Here is an 18,762-nt window from a genome sequence, read left to right on the forward strand (position 1 = left end):
GCTCCACCGCTAAGCCCCAGCGTCACTGCCTCTCGTAGGAGCCGCGCCTCGCGGCGAATAGCGGCCATTCAGAGGTCTATCAGAGCGTCCAAAAGCTTCGCGCCGGGGCGGCGCTCCTACAAAAGCCAAAGCAAAACTCCAGGCGCGCCCAAGGATGCGCGCAGAACCTGCGCTGCGCGCTTTATCCGCGCGCTCGGCTGCACTAAGCTGCCGCGCTATTCACTGATTACGCGCGGTATCCGCCATGACCCAAACCCCTGCCAACCCACTGCACGGCGTGACCCTCGAAGCCATCGTCACCGCGCTGGTCGACACCCTCGGCTGGGAAGAAATGGCCCGGCGCATCGACATTCGCTGCTTCAAGAGCGATCCCAGCATCAAGTCCAGCCTGACCTTCCTGCGCAAGACGCCCTGGGCGCGGGAGAAGGTCGAGGCGTTATATGTGCGTACCTGCGTACGCTAGGAACCTTTGCCCACCAGCGCTGCCAACCGCACGACTATTCCCCAAGTGAGGCGCGATCATGAAAACCCTTGAACTCTGTGGCCAGGCGTTACCGGTAATCGGCCAGGGCACCTGGCGCATGGGCGAGGATCCGGTGCAGCGTGCGCGCGAGGTACGTGCCCTGCGTGAAGGGCTGGAGCTGGGGCTGCGTCTGATCGACACGGCCGAGATGTATGGCGAAGGCGGCGCCGAGCAGGTGGTTGGCGAGGCGATTGCAGGGCGCCGCGAGCAGGTGTTTCTGGTCAGCAAGGTCTACCCGCACAACGCCAGCGAGAGCGGAGTGATTGCCGCCTGTGAGCGCAGCCTGCAGCGGCTGAAGACCGAGATGATCGACTTGTACCTGCTGCACTGGCGCGGCGACTATCCGCTGGCGGAAACCCTGAGCGGTTTCGAGCGGCTGCGTGAGCAGGGCAAGATCCGTCACTGGGGCGTGTCCAATTTCGACCTGGCGGACATGCAGGAGCTGTCGGCCCCGGCTTGCGCCACAAACCAGGTGCTGTACAACCCCGAAGCGCGTGGTATCGAGTTCGATCTGCTGCCCTGGCAGCAGGCCCAGGGCGTGCCGCTGATGGCTTATTGTCCGATTGGCCAGGGCGGTGCCTTGCTGGCTGCTCCGGCTTTACGTGATATCGCGGCGCGCCATGGCGTAACGCCGGCTCAGGTTGCCCTGGCCTGGGTGTTGCGCCAGCCGGGGGTGATGGCAATCCCCAAGGCGGTCGATTCGCAGCACCTGCGCCTGAATGCCGAGGCCGCCAGCCTGCGTCTGAGCGCCGAGGACCTGACGCTGATCGATGCGGCCTACCCAGCGCCAACAGGTGCCCGGCCGTTGCAGATGGTGTAGTTGGCGCGCTCGTGGTGGATGGGCTGTGGGAGGGGCTTTAGCCGCGACTGACCTTGAAGGCGCTGAACGTCTTGCGACTAAAGCGGAGCACCATCCGACCCCTGCCATAAACCGACATTTCATGGTCGGTCCGACCCTACGGGCTCCGATGGGTGAAACCTCAGCTACGCGCCCTGATCCCTGTCAATCAACGATAAACAACCGCGCGCCAGTGGATGTTGAGGAACGGTGGGCTTCGGCCTGATCGGCGACCTGGTAGCTCATCCCGGCGGTCATCACGAAGCGCCGACCATCTTCCAGTTCGGTGTGCAGTTCACCCTCCAGGCACAGCAAAATGTGTCCTTTGCTGCACCAGTGATCAGCCAGGTAACCGGCGCTGTACTCGACCATGCGCACACGCAGGGCACCGAACTGCTGGGTGCGCCAGTAGGCCGTGCCGGTTGCGCCGGGGTGGGTGGTGGCGTCGAGCTGGCTCCAGTCGGTGGTGCCAAAAGGTATGTCGCGAATGTCCATGCTTATCCTTGGTGGGCGTCGGGGCGCGGTGCGCGCAGGTGGTCGGGCAGGTCGTCGAGATCATCGTCATGGGCGGTCAAGGGCGCTGGGCGTCGCTCGAAGCGTGCGCCGAGCACCAGCAGGCACGGCGTCAGCAGCAAGGTCAGCACGGTCGCAAAGCTCAGGCCGCCGGCAATCGCGCTGGACAGCTGAGTCCACCACTGGGTCGAAGGCGCGCCTATACCCAGGCTTGGGGTGAGCAGATCCACGTTGATGCTCAGCACCATCGGCACCAGACCCAATACGGTCGTCACCGCAGTGAGCAGCACCGGACGCAGGCGCAGGCAGCCGGTTTCCAGTGCTGCTTCGTGGGGCGGCAGACCCTGGCGGCGCAGCTGGTTGTAGGTGTCGATGAGGATGATGTTGTTGTTCACCACGATCCCGGCCAGGGCGATCAGGCCCATGCCGACCATGACGATGCCAAAGGACTGGCCGTTGACCAGCAGCCCCATCAGCACGCCTGCGGTAGACAAGACGATGGCCGAGAGCACCAGCAGCGCCTGGTAGATGCTGTTGAACTGGGTCACCAGAATCAGCGCCATGAGGAAGATCGCCACCACGAAGGCAGTGGCCAGAAAGGTCGCCGCCTCGCGCTGGTCGGCGTCTTCCCCGGCGAAGGTGATGCGCACATCGGTCGGCACTTCGCCCATGGCGTCGCGCAGGGCCTTGAGGCGCTCATCCAGGCGCGCATCAGGCAGCAGGTCGGCCTGCAGGGTGATGGTGCGGTTGCCGTCGACCCGGCGCAGGGTGCCGACCTTGGGCCCCGGTTGCAGGTCAACGAAGTTGGACAGCGGTACCTGGCCGCTGCTGGTATTGAGGGTCAGGCGGCCGAGTTGGTCGAGCGAGCGCCAGTCCCCCGGCAGGCGCACGCGGATATCCACCTCGTCGGTGGCATCTTCCGGGCGGTAAGTCGCCAGTTTCAGGCCGTTGGTCACCAGTTGCACGGCATTGCCCACGCTCAGCACATCGGCGCCGAAACGCGCCGCCGCTTCTCGGTCAACGCGCAGGCGCCACTCCACGCCGGGCAGGGCGCGGTCATCCTCAATGTCCTTGAAGCCGCCAAGACGCTGCATGGTTGCCCGCAGTTGTTCGACCCACTGATCGCTCTTGGCAGGGTCGAGGCTACTGACCTGCAGCTTGACCGGCTTACCGCTGCTCGGCCCCTGTTCCTGCTCGCGAAACTCCAGCACCACGCCGGGGATATCGGCGCTGCGCTGGCGCATCTCGTCGAGAATCTGCCGCGCCGGGCGGCGCTGGTGCCAGTCGACGAACTGGAACTGCAGGGTGCCGATCACATCGGTGCCCAGTTGCCCCTGCTGGCCTTCGGGTTGGGCGATGGAGCGGGCATACAGCGCCTTGACCTCGGCCATGCCGAGCAGGCGCGCTTCCAGTTGTTGCAGCAGTGCGTCCTTCTCCTCGATCGACAGATCACCGCGGGCGCGCAGCCAGATCTGCGCATTTTCCGGCTCCACCTCGGGGAAGAACTCGACGCCATGGTTGTAGCGCCCATAACCGACGTAAATCAGCGCGACCAGGCCAAGCATGCCCAGCAGCGTCAGGCCTGGCCGGCGTAGCAGGCGTTCGAGCAAACCACGATAGGCGCGGGCGCCAGGGGCAGGGCGGTCGTTGAGCGGTTTGGCTGCACTACCGGTCACTGCGCCAAGCACCGGCAGAAAGATCAGGGCCATGGCCAGTGACGCCAGCAGGCAGAGGATCACCGTGGCTGGCAGGTATTTCATAAACTGGCCGACCACCCCGGGCCAGAACAGCAGCGGCAGGAACACCACCAGGGTGGTGGCGGTGGAGGAAATCACCGGCCAGGCCATGCGGCTGGCGGCATTCACCCAGGCTTCACGCGGTGGTTGGCCCTGCTGCTGGTAACGGTCGGCCAGTTCGGAGACGACGATGGCGCCGTCGACCAGCATGCCGGCCACCAGAATCAGGCTGAACAGCACAACGATATTCAGGGTAAAGCCGAGCATCCAGATCAGCAGGATGCCGGTCAGGAAGGCGCCGGGAATGGTCAGCCCGACCAGCAGCGCCGAGCGCATGCCCATGCTCGCCACCACCAGGATCAACACCAGGACGATGGCGGTCATTACGTTGTTGAGCAGGTCGCCGAGCATGGTCTCGACTTCCTGGGACTGGTCCATGATGTAGCTGACCTGCAGCCCCTCGGGCAGCAGCGGCGCGGCCTGGGCCATCAGCGCCTTGACCTGCTCGATGGTGGCGATGATGTTGGCGCCGCTGCGTTTGGCCACTTCCAGAACGATGGCCGGCTGGCCATTGATCCGCGCGTACCCGGTCGGGTCCTTGAAGGTACGGCGAATGGTGGCCACGTCGGCGAAGGTGACCACACTGCTGCCTTCGACCTTGACCGGCATGGATAGCACGTCTTCGAGGTTCTCGATCACCCCGGGCACTTTCATGGTCAGGCGCCCGGCACCGTTGTCCAGGCTGCCGGCCGCGACCAGGCGGTTGTTACGGCTGACCAGGTTGAACAGGTCGGTGTAGTCGATGCCGTAGCTGTCGAGCACCTGCGGGTCGACGACGATTTCCAGCAGGTCTTCGCGGTCGCCACCGATCTCCACCGAGAGCACTTCGGCGATGCCTTCGATGTTCTCCTTCAACTGCCGCGCCACGTACACCAGTTGCTGCTCGTCGAGCGGGCCGGAGAGGCCGATCGACAACACCGGGAACAGCGCCACGTTGACCTCGGTGACCACCGGCTCCTCGGCTTCTTCGGGCAACTTGCTGCGTGCGGTGTCGACCTTCTCGCGCACATCCGCCAGGGCCACCTTGGCGTTGAAGCCGGCATCGAACTCCAGGGTTACCGAGGCATGTCCTTCGCTGGACATCGAGCGCATTTCCTTGACCCCTTCGAGGCTGCGCAGCTCTTGCTCCAGTGGCCGTACCAGCAGGCGCTCGGCGTCCTCCGGGCTGATGCCTTCGAGCACCACCGAGACGTAGATGATGGGAATGCTGACGTCGGGGTTGGCCTCCTTGGGGATGGCTACATAGGCGGCGTAACCGCCGAGCATAAGGAACAGCAGCAACAACAGACTGGTGCGGCTGCGGTCGAGGGCGGCGGCGATCAGCGCACGCATCTCAGCGCACCTCGCCGGCAAGGCGCGTCTGCACCTGCTGGCCCGGCTCGACGAAACCCTGGCCGAGGGTGATCAGCGCCACGCGCGGCGGCAGGCCGGCAACCCAGGCACCGTCAGTGTCGACGCTGAGCAGCTCGACCGGGCTGAATACCACCCGTTGCTGCTCATCGACCCACTTGACGCCGTTGCGCCCGGCCGCATCGAGGCTGAGCAGGGCAGGTGAGAGGCGGTGCGCCAGGGTTTCGCCGGTCTGGATCTGCAGGGTTGCGCTGGCACCGGCCAGGCGCTGGCTTTCGGGGTTGGGCACGCGCACCTCAATGCGGAAACTGCGCGAGCCAGGGTCGGCGGCCGCCGCGATAAAGTGCAGGTCGCCCTCAAGCTCCCGGCCATCGAGCAGTTGCACGCGCACCGGTTGGCCCAGACGTAGTTGGGTGACCTGCTGCTGGGCGATCTGCGCGCTGACCTTGAGCTGGGCGATGTCGACCAGGGTCAGCAGGCTTTGCCCCGGCTGGACGAAATCGCCCAGTTCCACCGCACGGGCATCGTAGACCCCGGCAAAGGGCGCGGTGATCTGCGTGTAGCGCATTTGCAGGCGCGCGCTGTCGAGTTCGGCGCGGGCCTTGGCCAGCTCGCTGTCCAGGCGCAGCAGCTCGTTGGCCGAGAACAGGTTGCGCTCACGCAGGCGCTTGGCCGCACTGACATCGGTTTCACGCTGGCGCACGTCGGCCTCGCTGCGCGCCACCTGGGTGGCGCGGTCATCGGCGGAGAGGCTGAGCAGGCGTTCGCCGGCCGCCACCGGGCTGCCTTTGTCGCGGTCCAGGCGGATTACGCTGGCGCTGATCTGCGCGCGCAACTCGACCCGGCGCCAGGGCTCGATCTGCCCCTGCACCACATGCTGACGCTGCATCGGCTCGGCTTCCAGCCACTGCACTTCGACCCGCGGCAGGCCTTGCTCCGGCGCTGGCAGGTCGGCGGTCGGGGTGTCGCGCGCCTCCAGCAGGGCACCGCTGAACAGCCAGAGGGCGAGGGCCAAGGTCAGGGCGACTGCGATCAGCCAGGGGCGTTTGGACAGGGCAGAGAGCATGGCGGGTTACTCGTGAGAGGCGGCGGTGGCGCGCAGTGCATTGGCCTGGCCACAGAGCCCGGCGATGATGAAATCGGTCACGCAATCAAAGTAGTCGTGCAAGGCGACGGGCTCGGCCCAGTGGCTGAAACCACCCGCGGCGATACGCGCCATGACACCGTTGAAGCAGGCCTCAACGCCCCACAGCAACTGCATGCACTCATCGTCGTTGAGATTCAGGTGGCTCAGGCTGTCGCGCAGCAGGTCCTGGAAGAACAGGGTGTAGGCGCCCTCGATCTGCTGAAACTGCTCGCGAAAGGCCGGCTCCAGACGCTCCTGAAACTCCGGGCGGTCGCAGTGGTGCGACAGTTGGGCCAGCAGGGGGGTGTTGAGCATGTGCTCGAAAGCCAGGCGGGTCACCGGGCGCAAGGCCTGGCCCGCGGGCTGGGCGGCTTTGGTCGCGTGCAGGGCGGCCAGGTGGTCCTGGGCCAGGCGGGCGGCGAGCTGCGTGTAGAGCGCCTCCTTGCTGGGGAAATGCTTGTACACCGTGCCCTTGCCGATACCGGCCGCGATGGCGACCTGGGCGATGGTCACGCGGTCCCAGGGCTGTTCGCTGAACAGCTGGAGGGCAGCGTCGAGAATGGCGCTTTCGCGCTGCTGGAAGAGCTGATCCTGATAACGCATGGCGACTGAACCCAATGGTAGTGACCGGCGGTCATGCTATGACTGTCGGTCACGATCGGCAAGCGGGGAGTTGTAACAAGGCGCATGGCAGCTGTGCATGCTGCTTGACTCGATACTTTTATAGGGGGCCGACTGCCCTTAGCGCGCCACGCTGACGCCTTCCAGATTGGCGAAGGAGGTGTCTTTGGCGGTCAGCAGGAAATCGCGCATAAAGGGCGAGTCGAGCATGTCGGTGCGGATACCGGCGTACAGGGTGGCGAACAGGCCCTTGTCGCCGAGGCGCTTGGCGGTCACGTAGCCGCGCGAGCTGTATTCGTGCAGCGCCCAGTTGGGCAGACCGCAGACACCGCGGCCGCTGGCCACCAGTTGCATCATCATCACCGTCAATTCCGAGGTGCGCACCTGGGCCGGTTCGACCTCGGCCGGCTCCAGAAAGCGCGTGAAAATATCCAGGCGGTCGCGTTCGACGGGGTAGGTGATCAGGGTCTCGCCGGCCAGGTCTTCCGGGCGAATCACCGACTTGCTCGCCAGCGGGTGCTGGTTGGCCACCGCCAGCATGGCTTCGTAGGTGAACAGCGGCACATAGGTGATGCCGGCCAGTTCCAGCGGGTCCGAGGTCACCACCAGATCGAGGTCGCCGCGGGCCAGGGCCGGCAGCGGAGCGAAGGAGAAGCCCGAGGCCAGGTCCAGCTCGACTTCCGGCCAGGCATCGCGGAACTGGTCAATAGTCGGCATCAGCCACTGGAAGCAGCTGTGGCACTCGATGGCCATGTGCAGCCGGCCAGCCGTGCCCCCGGCCAGGCGCGCCAGGTCACGCTCGGCGCCACGCAGCAGCGGCAGCACCGCATCGCACAGCTGCAGCAGGCGCAGGCCGGCGCTGGTGAAGCGCACCGGCTTGGTCTTGCGCACGAACAGCTGCATGCCCAGGCGTTCTTCAAGCTCCTTGAACTGATGGGACAGCGCCGACTGGGTCAGGTGCAGGCGCTCGGCTGCGTCCACCAGGCTGTCGCTTTCGCGCAGGGCGTGCAGGGTTTTCAGGTGGCGGACTTCGAGCATGGCGGGCCCCGGGCAAGTGCTGGATGGATAAGACGCCATTTACCCTACATGAATGAAACTGTAGTTCAAAGCGAATAGGTTGAGTTTGTCTCACTCGCAGGCTGTGTCGAGAATAGTCGCCATCATCTTGATCTGTTGGAGCGTTCTGCCATGGCCCTGTCCCATTCCCTCGGTTTCCCGCGTATCGGCCGCGACCGTGAATTGAAAAAAGCCCTGGAGGCCTATTGGCAGGGCGAGATGGATGAAGCCGGTTTGCGCCGCGTCGGCCAGCGCCTGCGTGCCGAGCATTGGCAACTGCAAAAAGAGGCGGGTATCGAACTGCTGCCGGTGGGTGACTTTGCCTGGTACGACCAGGTGCTGACCCACTCGCTGACCTTCGGCGTGATTCCCGAGCGCTTCCGCCCGCACACGGGCAAACCGACGCTGGATACCTTGTTTGGTATGGCACGGGGCGTCAGCCACCACGGCTGTTGCGGCGCGGGCCATGCCCAGGAGCTGACCAAGTGGTTCGACACCAACTACCACTACCTGGTCCCCGAATTCACCGCTGAGCAGCAGTTCCAGTTGAGCTGGACCCAGTTGTTCGATGAGGTCGACGAAGCTCAGGCTCTGGGGCACGCCGTCAAACCGGTGCTGATCGGCCCGCTGACTTACCTGTGGCTGGGCAAAGCCAAAGGCAGTGAGTTTGACCGCCTCGACCTGTTGGAGCGGCTGCTGCCGGTCTATGGCGAAATCCTCCAGCGCCTGGCCGCTCAGGGCGTGGAGTGGGTGCAGATCGACGAGCCGATCCTGGCGATCGACCTGCCACAAGCCTGGAAGAATGCCTTCGAGCGTGCCTACAACCTGTTGCAGCGCGAGCCAGGCAAGAAGCTGATCGCCACTTATTTTGGCGGCCTGGAAGACAACCTTGGCCTGGCCGCCAATCTGCCGGTGGATGGCCTGCATATCGACCTGGTGCGCGCACCGGAACAGTTCCCGAGCATTCTCGACCGCTTGCCAGCCTATAAGGTGTTGTCCCTGGGCGTGGTCAACGGTCGCAATGTCTGGCGCAGCGATCTGCGCAAGACTCTGCTTATCCTGCAGCAAGCCCAGGAACGGCTGGGCGAGCGCCTGTGGGTGGCGCCCAGTTGTTCGTTGCTGCACAGTCCGGTTGACCTTGATCGGGAGGACAAGCTGGATGCCGAGCTGAAAAGCTGGCTGGCCTTTGCCGTGCAGAAGTGTGAGGAAGTTGCCTTACTGACCACCGCCCTGAATGACCCGCACAATGCCCAGGTGCAGGCTGCGTTGGCGGCAAGCGATGCGGTACAGGCCAGCCGCACACAATCGCCGCGTATCCACAAGCCGGCGGTGCAGGCGCGTCTGGCAGCCATTACCGCCAGCGATAGCCAGCGTCGGTCGCCGTTTGCCCAGCGCATTGAGCAGCAGCGTGCACGTCTGCAACTGCCGGCGTTCCCGACCACCACCATCGGCTCCTTCCCGCAGACCGCGTCGATCCGTCTGGCGCGTCAGGCATTCAAGGCCGGAAAACTGTCGGCAGCGGATTACACCGAGGCCATGTACAGCGAGATTCGCCACGCCGTCGAGGTGCAGGAAAACCTCGGCCTGGATGTGCTGGTGCACGGCGAGGCCGAGCGCAATGACATGGTCGAATACTTCGCCGAGCAACTGGATGGCTATGCCTTTACCCGCTTCGGCTGGGTGCAGAGCTACGGTTCGCGTTGCGTCAAACCAGCGCTTATCTACGGTGACCTGAGCCGCCCCAAGGCCATGACCGTTTCGTGGATCGGTTATGCCCAGAGCCTCAGCCAAAAGGTGATGAAGGGCATGCTGACCGGCCCGGTGACCATGCTGATGTGGTCCTTCGCTCGCGACGATATTCCCCGCGACCAGCAGGCGCGCCAGCTGGCTCTGGCGATTCGTGACGAGGTGCTGGACCTGGAGACGGCCGGCATCAAGATCATCCAGATCGACGAAGCTGCGTTTCGCGAAGGCCTGCCGTTGCGCCAGGCACAGTGGCAGGGGTATCTGGATTGGGCCAGCGAGGCGTTCCGTCTGTGCGCTGCGGGCGTACGTGACGAGACGCAGATCCACACCCACATGTGCTACAGCGAATTTAACGATGTGATCGAGTCCATCGCCGCCATGGATGCCGACGTCATCACCATCGAAACTTCACGTTCGGACATGGAACTGCTGGACGCCTTCGAGCGCTTCGACTACCCCAGCGACATTGGCCCCGGGGTGTACGACATTCACTCGCCACGGGTGCCCGACAGTGCCGAAATGGCCGACCTGCTGCGCAAGGCAGCGCAGCGTATTCCCGTCGAGCGCCTGTGGGTCAATCCCGACTGCGGTCTGAAAACCCGCGCCTGGTCGGAGACCGAGGCGGCGTTGGTGAACATGGTTGCCGCCGCGCGCCAGTTGCGCACTGAGCTGGCCTGATCATCAGGCCAGCTCAGTGCTGCACGGCAGCTGATGTGTGAACAGCTGATCGCGAATACGTGGGACTGCTGCGGTTACCGCCCAGTGGCGATATTTTATGTCGATGGGGCGCCCGCTAAGACCGCTCGTCCCCCTTCATCAAATTGTCACGCAGCTGTGGCAGCGCGCTTGGCAAAACATCACCACACTCGCGCCCCAATGGGGTTCTGCGTGCTGGTGTTTTTCATGCGTGTATTTATTTTCATCGCCGCACTGCTGTGCGGTCTCTCTGCTTTTGCCGCCGATTCCTGCACGACAGAGGTTCCTACGGCCAAGGTCGTGCTGGGCGACGTGCAGCTGGCTTACCAACGTATCGGCCGCGAGAGCGACCCGAGCCTGTTGCTGGTCATGGGCCTGGGCGGCCAGTTGATCCACTGGCCGGACGAAGTGGTCGCGCGTTTGTGTGAGCAGGGTTTCCAGGTGATCCGTTTCGACAACCGTGATGTCGGCCTGAGCAACTGGACCCATGAGGCGCCGGCCATCAATCTGACCTACGAAGCACTGCGCTATCGCCTGGGCCTGTCGGTTAGCGCGCCCTATGGCCTGCGTGATATGGCTGGCGATGCCTTGGGCTTGATGGATGCCCTGGGCATTCAGCAGTTTCATGTGCTGGGCGCAAGCATGGGCGGGATGATTGCCCAGCACCTCGCTGACCTGGCGCCGGAACGGGTGCAGAGCCTCACCCTGGTCATGACCAGCTCCGGTGCCCAGGGCTTGCCGGCGCCCAGCCCGGCGCTGCTGGCCCTGCTCGCCAAGCGCGAAGCACCGAGCCGCGAGGTGGCGCTGGAGCAGCAGGCAGATTTGCTCGCTGCGCTGGGTAGCCCGCAGGTCCGCGATGATCGGGGTTTATTGCTGCACCAGGCGCAGGTCGCCTACGACCGCGCCTTTAACCCTGAGGGTGTGCAGCGTCAGTTGCTGGCGATCCTCGCCGAACCCAGCCGGGTCGAACTGCTCAACCGCCTGCGCGTGCCGACCCTGGTGGTGCATGGCACTGCTGATCCGCTGCTGCCGGTAATGCATGGCGTGCATGTGGCGGCGCATATCCGCGGCAGTGAGTTGAAACTGATCCCGGGGCTGGCTCACCGTTTCCAGGATGCCTTCAAGGAGCCATTACTGGCTGTGGTGTTGCCGTACCTGAACACGCACCGCGAAGGGCATATGCAGGCGGCGCTTTAACTAGCCGGGCTTGCCTGCAATACGCCAACCGGTAAATCCGCGGGTGCCAGATACTGGCTGACCCGCTGGCGTTGCCCCGGTGTCATAAACAGGCCCAGTTTGCTGCGTCGCCAGAGGATGTCTTCGGCCGACTGGGCCCATTCCTCGCGGCACAGGTAATCGACTTCGCAGGCGTACAGCCCCGCCCCCAGGTGTTCGCCGAGGTCGGCCAGGTTGTTTACGCCCTCAAGTAGGTTCCAGCTGCGGCTGCCGTAAGTGGTGGCCCAGCGTCGGGCCAATGAGGTCGGCAGCCAGCCATGGCGGCTGCACAGGGCTTCGACCATTGCACTTTGGCTCTCCAGGCCCTCTGCACCAGGCAGCAGCGAGGTGGCGGTCCAGCTGGCGCCCATGCCGCTGAATGTCGGGGCAAGCAACGCCAGGGTCGATTCGGCCAGCTTGCGGTAGGTGGTCAGCTTGCCGCCGAATACCGAGAGCAGCGGCGCTTCGCCGGCATTGCCGGACAACGACAGGGTGTAGTCACGGGTAATGGCCGAGGGCTCGTCGGACTCGTCATCGCACAGCGGGCGCACCCCGGCGAAGCTGTGCAGGATGTCTTGGGCGCTCAGTTGCTGTTTGAAGTGGGCATTGACTACTTGCAGCAGGTAGTCGGTTTCGGCCTCGCTGATCTGTACCTGCGCCGGGTCGCCCTGGTATTCCCGGTCGGTGGTGCCAATCAGGGTGAAACGGTCCAGGTACGGAATGGCGAAGACGATACGACGGTCCTCGTTCTGCAGAATGTAGGCCTGTTCCCCCTCGAACAGGCGCGGTACCACGATATGGCTGCCCTGGATCAGGCGGATGCCGTAAGGCGTGGCCTGTTTCAGATCGTCGCGGATAAAGCGCGCCACCCAGGGGCCGGCGGCGTTGACCAGCGCGCGTGCGCGGATCGAAAACAGGCTGCCATCGGCGCGCTCCAGGTGGACATGCCACAACCCCTTGCTGCGCCGTGCACTGACGCAGCGGGTGCGGCTGTGGACATGGGCGCCTTTTTCCCGGGCAGCCATGGCGTTGAGTACGACCAGGCGTGCATCGTCGACCCAGCAGTCGGAATATTCGAAACCGCGCACGATCTCCGCCTTCAGCGGGCTACCCGCGCCAAAGCGCAAACTGCGCGATGCTGGCAGGCGCTTGCGTGCACCCAGGTGATCGTAAAGGAACAACCCGGCGCGGATCATCCAGGCTGGGCGCAGGTGCGGACGGTGCGGCAGGATGAAGCGCAGCGGCTTGACGATATGCGGGGCCTTGGCCAGCAGCACTTCGCGTTCGGCCAGCGCTTCGCGAACCAGGCGAAACTCGTGGTGTTCAAGGTAGCGCAGGCCGCCGTGGATCAGCTTGCTGCTGGCCGACGAGGTGTGCTGGGCGAGGTCATCGCGCTCGCAGAGGAATACTGACAGGCCGCGGCCTGCCGCATCGGCGGCAATGCCGACACCATTGATGCCGCCACCAACGATGGCGATATCGTAGACCTCGGCAAGAGGGGTCGCATGCAAAGTAGAAGTCGGCATCGGCAGCCTCGCGTCAATTCAATATGTGAAATCGAACATTAATGTTCGTTTGCGAAAATACTAGCGCATAAGTACTCGCCTCACCAGCGGCTTTCGATTGAAAAAACTGATCGTAAGGTCACCGTAGGAGCGTTTATGAACATTCCTGAACGTAAGCACTGACGGTATAGCGCGAGTGTTGCGCTTTTGCGCGGACGGCCGGGTGGTTGCAGAGAATTGGAACGCGATAAAGCGCGGTGCCCGTTAACCGAGCACGGGCGGCGGGAGGCGTCAGACCACCTCGAGGCGGATCTTGTGTTGTTTGAGCAGTTGGCTCAGGGCCGGCACTGGCTGCTGGTCAGTGACCAGGCAGTCGATCAGGCTGATGGGGCCGAGGCGGATCATGGCATTGCGGCCGAACTTGCTGGAGTCGGCGGCCAGGATGACTTGGCGGGCGTTGGCGATGATCGCTTGGGAGACCCGCACTTCCTGATAGTCGAAGTCGAGCAGGCTGCCGTCATCGTCAATGCCGCTGATACCCACCAGGGCGAAGTCCACCTTGAACTGATTGATGAAGTCGACGCTGGCCTGACCCACCACGCCGCCATCGCGGCGAACGGTGCCGCCGGTGAGCAGTACGTCGAAGTCATCCTTGGCGCTGAGCATCGAAGCCACATGCAGGTTGTTGGTGATGATCTTCAGGTGGTTGTGGTTGAGCAGCGCGCGGGCAATCGATTCGGTGGTGGTGCCGATATTGATGAACAATGAGGCGTGGTCGGGAATCTGCGCGGCGATGGCTTCCGCGATGCGTTGCTTCTCATGGCGCATCTGGTCGGCGCGCATCGAGTAGGCGGTGTTTTCCACGCTGGAGTCATAGGCTGCGCCGCCATGGTAGCGGCGCAGCAGGTTGGCGTCCGCTAATTGGTTGATGTCACGGCGGATGGTTTGCGGTGTAACGTCGAAGCGCTTGGCCAGTTCCTCGATGCTGACATAGCCGCGTTCACGGACCAGCTCGAGGATTTGCTGCTGACGGGGAGGCAGATTCATGGGCTTCCTTTGGGCTGCCGTACAGAGTTTGCCCATGATGCCGCACGAACCTGCTCCCTGCCAGTTACCAACCCAGTAGAGGCTTCAATTGCTCTCGTCGTGGTTCTCCCAGTCGCGGGTACGGCTGACGGCTTTCTTCCATCCTGCGTACAGCTGCTCTTTTTCCGCTTCTGCCAACTGTGGTTCGAATTCGCGCTCGATCACCGCCTTGCCACGCAACTCCTCCAGGCTGCCCCAGAAACCACAGGCCAGACCGGCCAGGTAGGCGGCGCCAAGGGCTGTGGTTTCACGCATTTGCGGACGCTCGACCTGGGTGCCGAGGATGTCGGCCTGGAACTGCATGAGGAAGTTGTTGGCCACCGCGCCGCCATCCACACGCAGCGATTTCAGGCGTTCGCCGGAATCCTGCTGCATGGCGTCGAGTACGTCGCGGGTCTGGTAGGCGATCGACTCCAGGGCCGCGCGGATAATGTGATCGACCCGCACACCACGGCTCAGGCCGAACAGGGCGCCGCGGGCATAGGGGTCCCAGTAGGGCGCACCGAGGCCAGTGAAGGCCGGGACCAGGTACACGCCATTGCTGTCCTTGACCTTGTTGGCGAAGTACTCCGTGTCGTAGGCGTCGTTGACCAGTTTCAGTTCATCACGCAGCCACTGAATGGTGGAGCCGCCATTGAAAATCGAGCCTTCCAGGGCATAGGTCACTTCGCCGCGCGGGCCGCAGGCAATAGTGGTGAGCATGCCGTGCTGGGATTTCACCGCCTTGTCGCCGGTGTTCATCAGCAGGAAGCAGCCGGTGCCGTAGGTGTTTTTCGCCTGTCCCGGCTCCACACACATTTGCCCGAACAATGCGGCCTGCTGGTCGCCGGCGATACCGGCGATGGCGATGCCACTTTTGGTGTGGCCGTAGATTTCCGACGAGGATTTAACCTGCGGCAGCATTTCCCGTGGGATATCCAGCACCTCGAGCATCTTCGCATCCCACTCCAGGGTGTGGATGTTGAAGAGCATGGTGCGCGCGGCGTTGGTGTAATCGGTGATGTGTACCTTGCCGCCGGTAAATTTCCAGATCAGCCAGCTGTCGATGGTGCCGAACAGCAGCTCGCCGTTGCGCGCGCGTTCGCGGCTGCCTTCGACGTGATCGAGAATCCACTTGAGTTTGGTGCCGGAGAAGTAGGGGTCGGTAACCAGGCCGGTGGTTTCGCGGATGTAGTCTTCCAGGCCGTCACGCTTGAGCTGCTGGCAGATTTCGGTGCTGCGGCGGCACTGCCAGACCACGGCGTTGTAGATCGGTCGGCCGCTGTTCTTGTCCCACACCACCGTGGTTTCACGCTGGTTGGTGATGCCAATGGCCGCAACCTGATCATGGTGCAGGCCGGCTTGCGCCAGGGCCTCGACCATCACCGCGCTCTGGGTGGCGAAGATTTCCATCGGGTCATGCTCGACCCAGCCGGTTTGCGGGTAATGCTGGGTGAACTCACGCTGGGCGATGCAGACCACATTGGCGTCACGATCGAAAATGATCGCGCGGGAGCTGGTCGTACCCTGATCGAGGGCAATGATGTAGTTCTTGTTGGAGTCGGTCATGTCGATTGCCTTGGACGAAGATAAGGGGAGGGTAATGGCGCGTGACCTGAATGGGTAGGGCGCGCGCCGCTGGGATCAGGATGCTTTGACGTTGCGTGCGCTGGCCTGTTCGGCCTCGGCGGCAATGATGGCGCTGGGCAGGTGCCGGGCAATCATTGTGCGGTAGGCAGCTGCACCGAGGCAGGCGCCAAGGATCGGGGCGAAAATCGGTACCAGGAAGTACGGAATCTCACGGCCGCCGGTGAGCGAGATTTCTCCCCAGCCCATGACGAAGGTCATCAGTTTGGGGCCGAAGTCGCGAGCCGGGTTCATTGCAAAACCGGTCAGCGGTCCCATCGCGCTGCCGATCACGGCAATCAGCAGGCCGATCAGCAGCGGCGCCATGGCGCCGCGAGGCAGGCCGTTGTTGTCGTCGGTCAGGCTCATGATCACGCCCATCAGGATCGCCGTGATCACCACTTCAACCAGGAATGCCTGGCCGGTGGACAGTAGCGGATTGGGGTAGGTGGAGAATACCGAGGCCAGGTCCAGGCTGGCCTGGGAGCCACGCAGGATCTGGTGGGTTTGTTCGAATTCGAAGAATAAGCCGCTATACAGCGTGTACACCAACAGCGCGGCGCAGAAGGCGCCTGCAACCTGGGCAAGAATGTAAAACGGCAGTTTGCGTTTGTCGAAATCAGCGAACAGCCACAGGGCAATGCTCACCGCCGGGTTCAGGTGTGCGCCAGAAACGCCGGCTGTCAGGTAGATCGCCATGCTTACGCCGATCCCCCAGATGATGCTGATTTCCCACAAGCCGAAGCTTGCGCCTGCGACCTTGAGCGCGGCAACACATCCGGTGCCGAAGAAAATCAGCAATGCAGTACCGAGAAATTCGGCCATGCATTGGCCTGATAGTGAGGGTTGTTGGAGAGCTGTTGTCATGCTGAGCCTCTTAAAATTGTTGTTGTATGACGCTGTTGCTGCAGTCGGAGCGCGCAAGTCTTGAAGCGGTAAAGCTGTTCTGGGGTACCACTTTGCCTCTACCCAGAATTGTTCATAAGCGAAAAAATATATACAAGAAGCATCATTTGTCAAAAAACGAAACTGAATGAGCGGGTTTTGCTTTTCGATATCAATCATCTCGACGGTTATTTAGGTCAGTTTTTCGGGTAATAGGTTCAATCACGGCGCTGGCTTCAGATTCATTTGTCAAGGCTGGAATAGAGCCTTTTGCTCCTGTGCGCCGCTACAATTACCAGGTGCTGCTGTACGCTTTCTTTCCCGGTTTGGAGCCGCCATGACCCCTGCATTGGATCTGCTGAAAAAAGTTCGCGCCGAACATCGAATTCACAGTTACGAACACGATCCCAAGGCGGTGTCTTATGGTCTGGAGGCGGCAGAAAAGCTCAACCTGAATCCGGCGCAGGTGTTCAAGACGCTGCTGGTCAGCAGCGAAAAAGGTGAGTTGTTGGTGGCGGTGGTGCCGGTGGCCGGCAGCCTCGATCTCAAGGCTCTGGCTCAGGCCGCGGCGGTGAAGAAGGTGGACATGGCCGACCCACAGGCAGCCCAGCGCGTCACCGGTTACCTGCTCGGTGGCATCAGCCCGCTGGGGCAGAAGAAGCGCCTGCGCACCTTTATCGATAACCGCGCTCAAGATTTCGACACGCTGTATGTCAGTGCCGGTCGGCGAGGTCTTGAGGTCGAGTTGAGCGCCGCCGTGTTGGCTCAGTTGACGACGGCGAGCTTCGCGGCGATTGGCCGTGACTGAGTGCTTTGCCACTGTGCTGGCAGAAAACCGGACGGCTGTACGGGCCCGCTTGGGCTGATCGCAGGCATGCTCATGGTCTTTCTCAGTCACGCAGGCCTGCACCCATGTCCCTCGCTTTTCATCAGGTCGATGCCTTTGCCGACCGTCCCTTTACTGGCAACCCTGCCATGGTCTATCGCCTGGCGCAGTGGCTCGACGAGGCGCTGATGCAGCGCATCGCCGCCGAGCACAACCTGGCGGAAACCGCTTTCGTGGTGCAGGAAGGCGCTGCCTGGCACATCCGCTGGTTTACCCCGATGGCCGAAGTGCCGCTGTGCGGCCATGCGACCCTGGCGGCCGCCCATGTGCTGTTCGAGCAGTACCAGATGCCGGGTGATGTCCTCAATTTCACCTGCCTATCCGGGGCGCTGCGGGTCAGTCGGGAGGGCGCGCGGCTGGTGCTGGATTTCCCCGTGCGCATGACCCAGCCAGCCGAGCAATGGCGTGCGGCAGCACAGGTGGCGTTAGGGCAGCCGGTACAAGCGCTGCACTACTTTCCGGATGGCTCGGGTGTACAAGAGCTGATGGCGATTCTCGCCGACGAGGCGACAGTGCGCGCCTGTCAGCCAGACCTCGCCGCCGTGGCGCAACTGCCGGGTCTGGGCCTGCTGGTGAGTGCGCCAGGCGAGCATCACGATTTTGTCTCGCGTTATTTCGCGCCGGGGATTGGCATCAATGAAGACCCGGTGACCGGCTCCACCCATTGCATGCTGGTGCCGTACTGGGCGCAGGTGCTGGGCAAGACCTCGCTCAGCGCATTCCAGTGTTCGGCGCGCGGTGGCGAACTGCACTGCCAACTGGCGGGGGAACGGGTCTTGATTGGCGGGCATGCGGTGCGTGTGGCCAGCGGCCAGTTGCATCTGCCAGGCTAAGGTCTGGTGAGGTTTCGCTCGGCTATGGCGCAGTTGGCTATTGCAGCTGTGGGCAGGCCATAACGCTATACCCGTAGGAGCCCCGCCTCGGGGCGAAGTGCTTGCAGCCATTCAGCCATTCAGCCATCTCGGCGATGCGCACGCCACTCGCTGCGGGGCGCAGCTCCTGATATGGATTGACCTGTCAACTATGGGTCTATTCTTTCACTTTGCTCTTCTCCATCAATGGCTTCGGTTCAGGGGGTGGAGGGCGATTTGGCGACGGTGGATCACTCTGATATGCGTGGGTTGGTTACCGACCTGACTTCACTTCGTCGCGGAGCTGCCCTTCTCTACGGTCGTGGGTCTGTCCTCCCGGAAGAGGACGCCACATAGGAGCGCCAGGGGTTCTCCTCACCGGCCCTCCACCCCCTGAACCGAAGCCACTGAGACGTGGTCATGCCACTGCCTTACTGCCGTGTGCCTTGCCCGCAACCTCGCAG

At 63.1% G+C, this 18,762-nt stretch carries 15 protein-coding genes; 6 read left to right on the forward strand and 9 right to left on the reverse strand.

Annotated elements, in window-relative coordinates:
• Positions 1-244 precede the first annotated feature (244 nt).
• Together BMW49_RS08435 and BMW49_RS08440 are read left to right on the forward strand one after the other, a co-directional pair.
• Positions 245-463 (forward strand): VF530 family protein, encoded by a 219-nt coding sequence (locus BMW49_RS08435; protein WP_069520669.1) that lies wholly within the window; start codon positions 245-247, stop codon positions 461-463.
• 58 nt (positions 464-521) lie between these two features.
• Entirely contained in the window at positions 522-1,343 is an 822-nt protein-coding gene (locus tag BMW49_RS08440) for an aldo/keto reductase (RefSeq protein ID WP_069520667.1), read from the forward strand.
• Between the two features lie 183 nt (positions 1,344-1,526).
• Here BMW49_RS08440 and BMW49_RS08445 read toward each other — a convergent pair whose 3' ends face one another.
• The 5 genes from BMW49_RS08445 to metR all read right to left on the reverse strand — a co-directional run bounded on the left by BMW49_RS08445 (position 1,527) and on the right by metR (position 7,805).
• Positions 1,527-1,856 (reverse strand): DHCW motif cupin fold protein, encoded by a 330-nt coding sequence (locus tag BMW49_RS08445; RefSeq protein WP_069520665.1) that lies wholly within the window; start codon positions 1,854-1,856, stop codon positions 1,527-1,529.
• 2 nt (positions 1,857-1,858) lie between these two features.
• On the reverse strand, positions 1,859-5,002 hold the full coding sequence (locus BMW49_RS08450) for an efflux RND transporter permease subunit (protein ID WP_069520663.1): 3,144 nt from the start codon (positions 5,000-5,002) through the stop codon (positions 1,859-1,861).
• A 1-nt stretch (position 5,003) separates the two neighbouring features.
• Complete coding sequence (locus BMW49_RS08455) at positions 5,004-6,086, reverse strand: efflux RND transporter periplasmic adaptor subunit (protein WP_069520660.1); 1,083 nt, start codon at positions 6,084-6,086, stop codon at positions 5,004-5,006.
• A 6-nt stretch (positions 6,087-6,092) separates the two neighbouring features.
• Entirely contained in the window at positions 6,093-6,749 is a 657-nt protein-coding gene (locus BMW49_RS08460) for a TetR/AcrR family transcriptional regulator (RefSeq protein WP_069520658.1), read from the reverse strand.
• 138 nt (positions 6,750-6,887) lie between these two features.
• Entirely contained in the window at positions 6,888-7,805 is a 918-nt protein-coding gene (gene metR, locus BMW49_RS08465) for a transcriptional regulator MetR (protein ID WP_069520656.1), read from the reverse strand.
• 150 nt (positions 7,806-7,955) lie between these two features.
• Between metR and metE the strand changes: the two genes are divergently transcribed.
• A complete protein-coding gene (gene metE / locus BMW49_RS08470) occupies positions 7,956-10,247 on the forward strand; it encodes a 5-methyltetrahydropteroyltriglutamate--homocysteine S-methyltransferase (RefSeq protein WP_069520654.1) in 2,292 nt (763 codons plus the stop codon).
• A 225-nt stretch (positions 10,248-10,472) separates the two neighbouring features.
• Positions 10,473-11,462, forward strand: coding sequence for an alpha/beta fold hydrolase (locus BMW49_RS08475; RefSeq protein ID WP_069520760.1), 990 nt, complete (start codon positions 10,473-10,475; stop codon positions 11,460-11,462).
• On the opposite strand, the gene glpD is transcribed toward BMW49_RS08475, so the two are convergent.
• The 4 genes from glpD to BMW49_RS08495 form a co-directional block, all read right to left on the reverse strand.
• On the reverse strand, positions 11,459-13,006 hold the full coding sequence (gene glpD, locus BMW49_RS08480; protein ID WP_069520652.1) for a glycerol-3-phosphate dehydrogenase: 1,548 nt from the start codon (positions 13,004-13,006) through the stop codon (positions 11,459-11,461). The genes BMW49_RS08475 and glpD overlap by 4 nt on opposite strands.
• 270 nt (positions 13,007-13,276) lie before the next feature.
• The gene (locus BMW49_RS08485) at positions 13,277-14,032 is read right to left on the reverse strand and encodes a DeoR/GlpR family transcriptional regulator (protein WP_069520650.1); all 756 of its coding nucleotides are present in this window, start codon (positions 14,030-14,032) and stop codon (positions 13,277-13,279) included.
• An 84-nt stretch (positions 14,033-14,116) separates the two neighbouring features.
• Complete coding sequence (gene glpK, locus BMW49_RS08490) at positions 14,117-15,619, reverse strand: glycerol kinase GlpK (protein WP_069520647.1); 1,503 nt, start codon at positions 15,617-15,619, stop codon at positions 14,117-14,119.
• 75 nt (positions 15,620-15,694) lie between these two features.
• Positions 15,695-16,543 carry an MIP/aquaporin family protein gene (locus BMW49_RS08495; RefSeq protein WP_069520645.1) on the reverse strand — a complete coding sequence of 283 codons (849 nt, stop codon included), beginning with the start codon at positions 16,541-16,543 and terminating at the stop codon, positions 15,695-15,697.
• A gap of 355 nt (positions 16,544-16,898) precedes the next feature.
• Here BMW49_RS08495 and ybaK point away from each other — a divergent pair, with 355 nt between their 5' ends.
• Complete coding sequence (gene ybaK / locus BMW49_RS08500) at positions 16,899-17,369, forward strand: Cys-tRNA(Pro) deacylase (RefSeq protein ID WP_069520643.1); 471 nt, start codon at positions 16,899-16,901, stop codon at positions 17,367-17,369.
• Between the two features lie 104 nt (positions 17,370-17,473).
• A complete protein-coding gene (locus BMW49_RS08505) occupies positions 17,474-18,280 on the forward strand; it encodes a PhzF family phenazine biosynthesis protein (protein ID WP_069520641.1) in 807 nt (268 codons plus the stop codon).
• The last annotated feature ends 482 nt before the right edge of the window (positions 18,281-18,762 follow it).

The organism is Pseudomonas cuatrocienegasensis (assembly GCF_900110925.1).
GTDB lineage: Bacteria > Pseudomonadota > Gammaproteobacteria > Pseudomonadales > Pseudomonadaceae > Aquipseudomonas > Aquipseudomonas cuatrocienegasensis.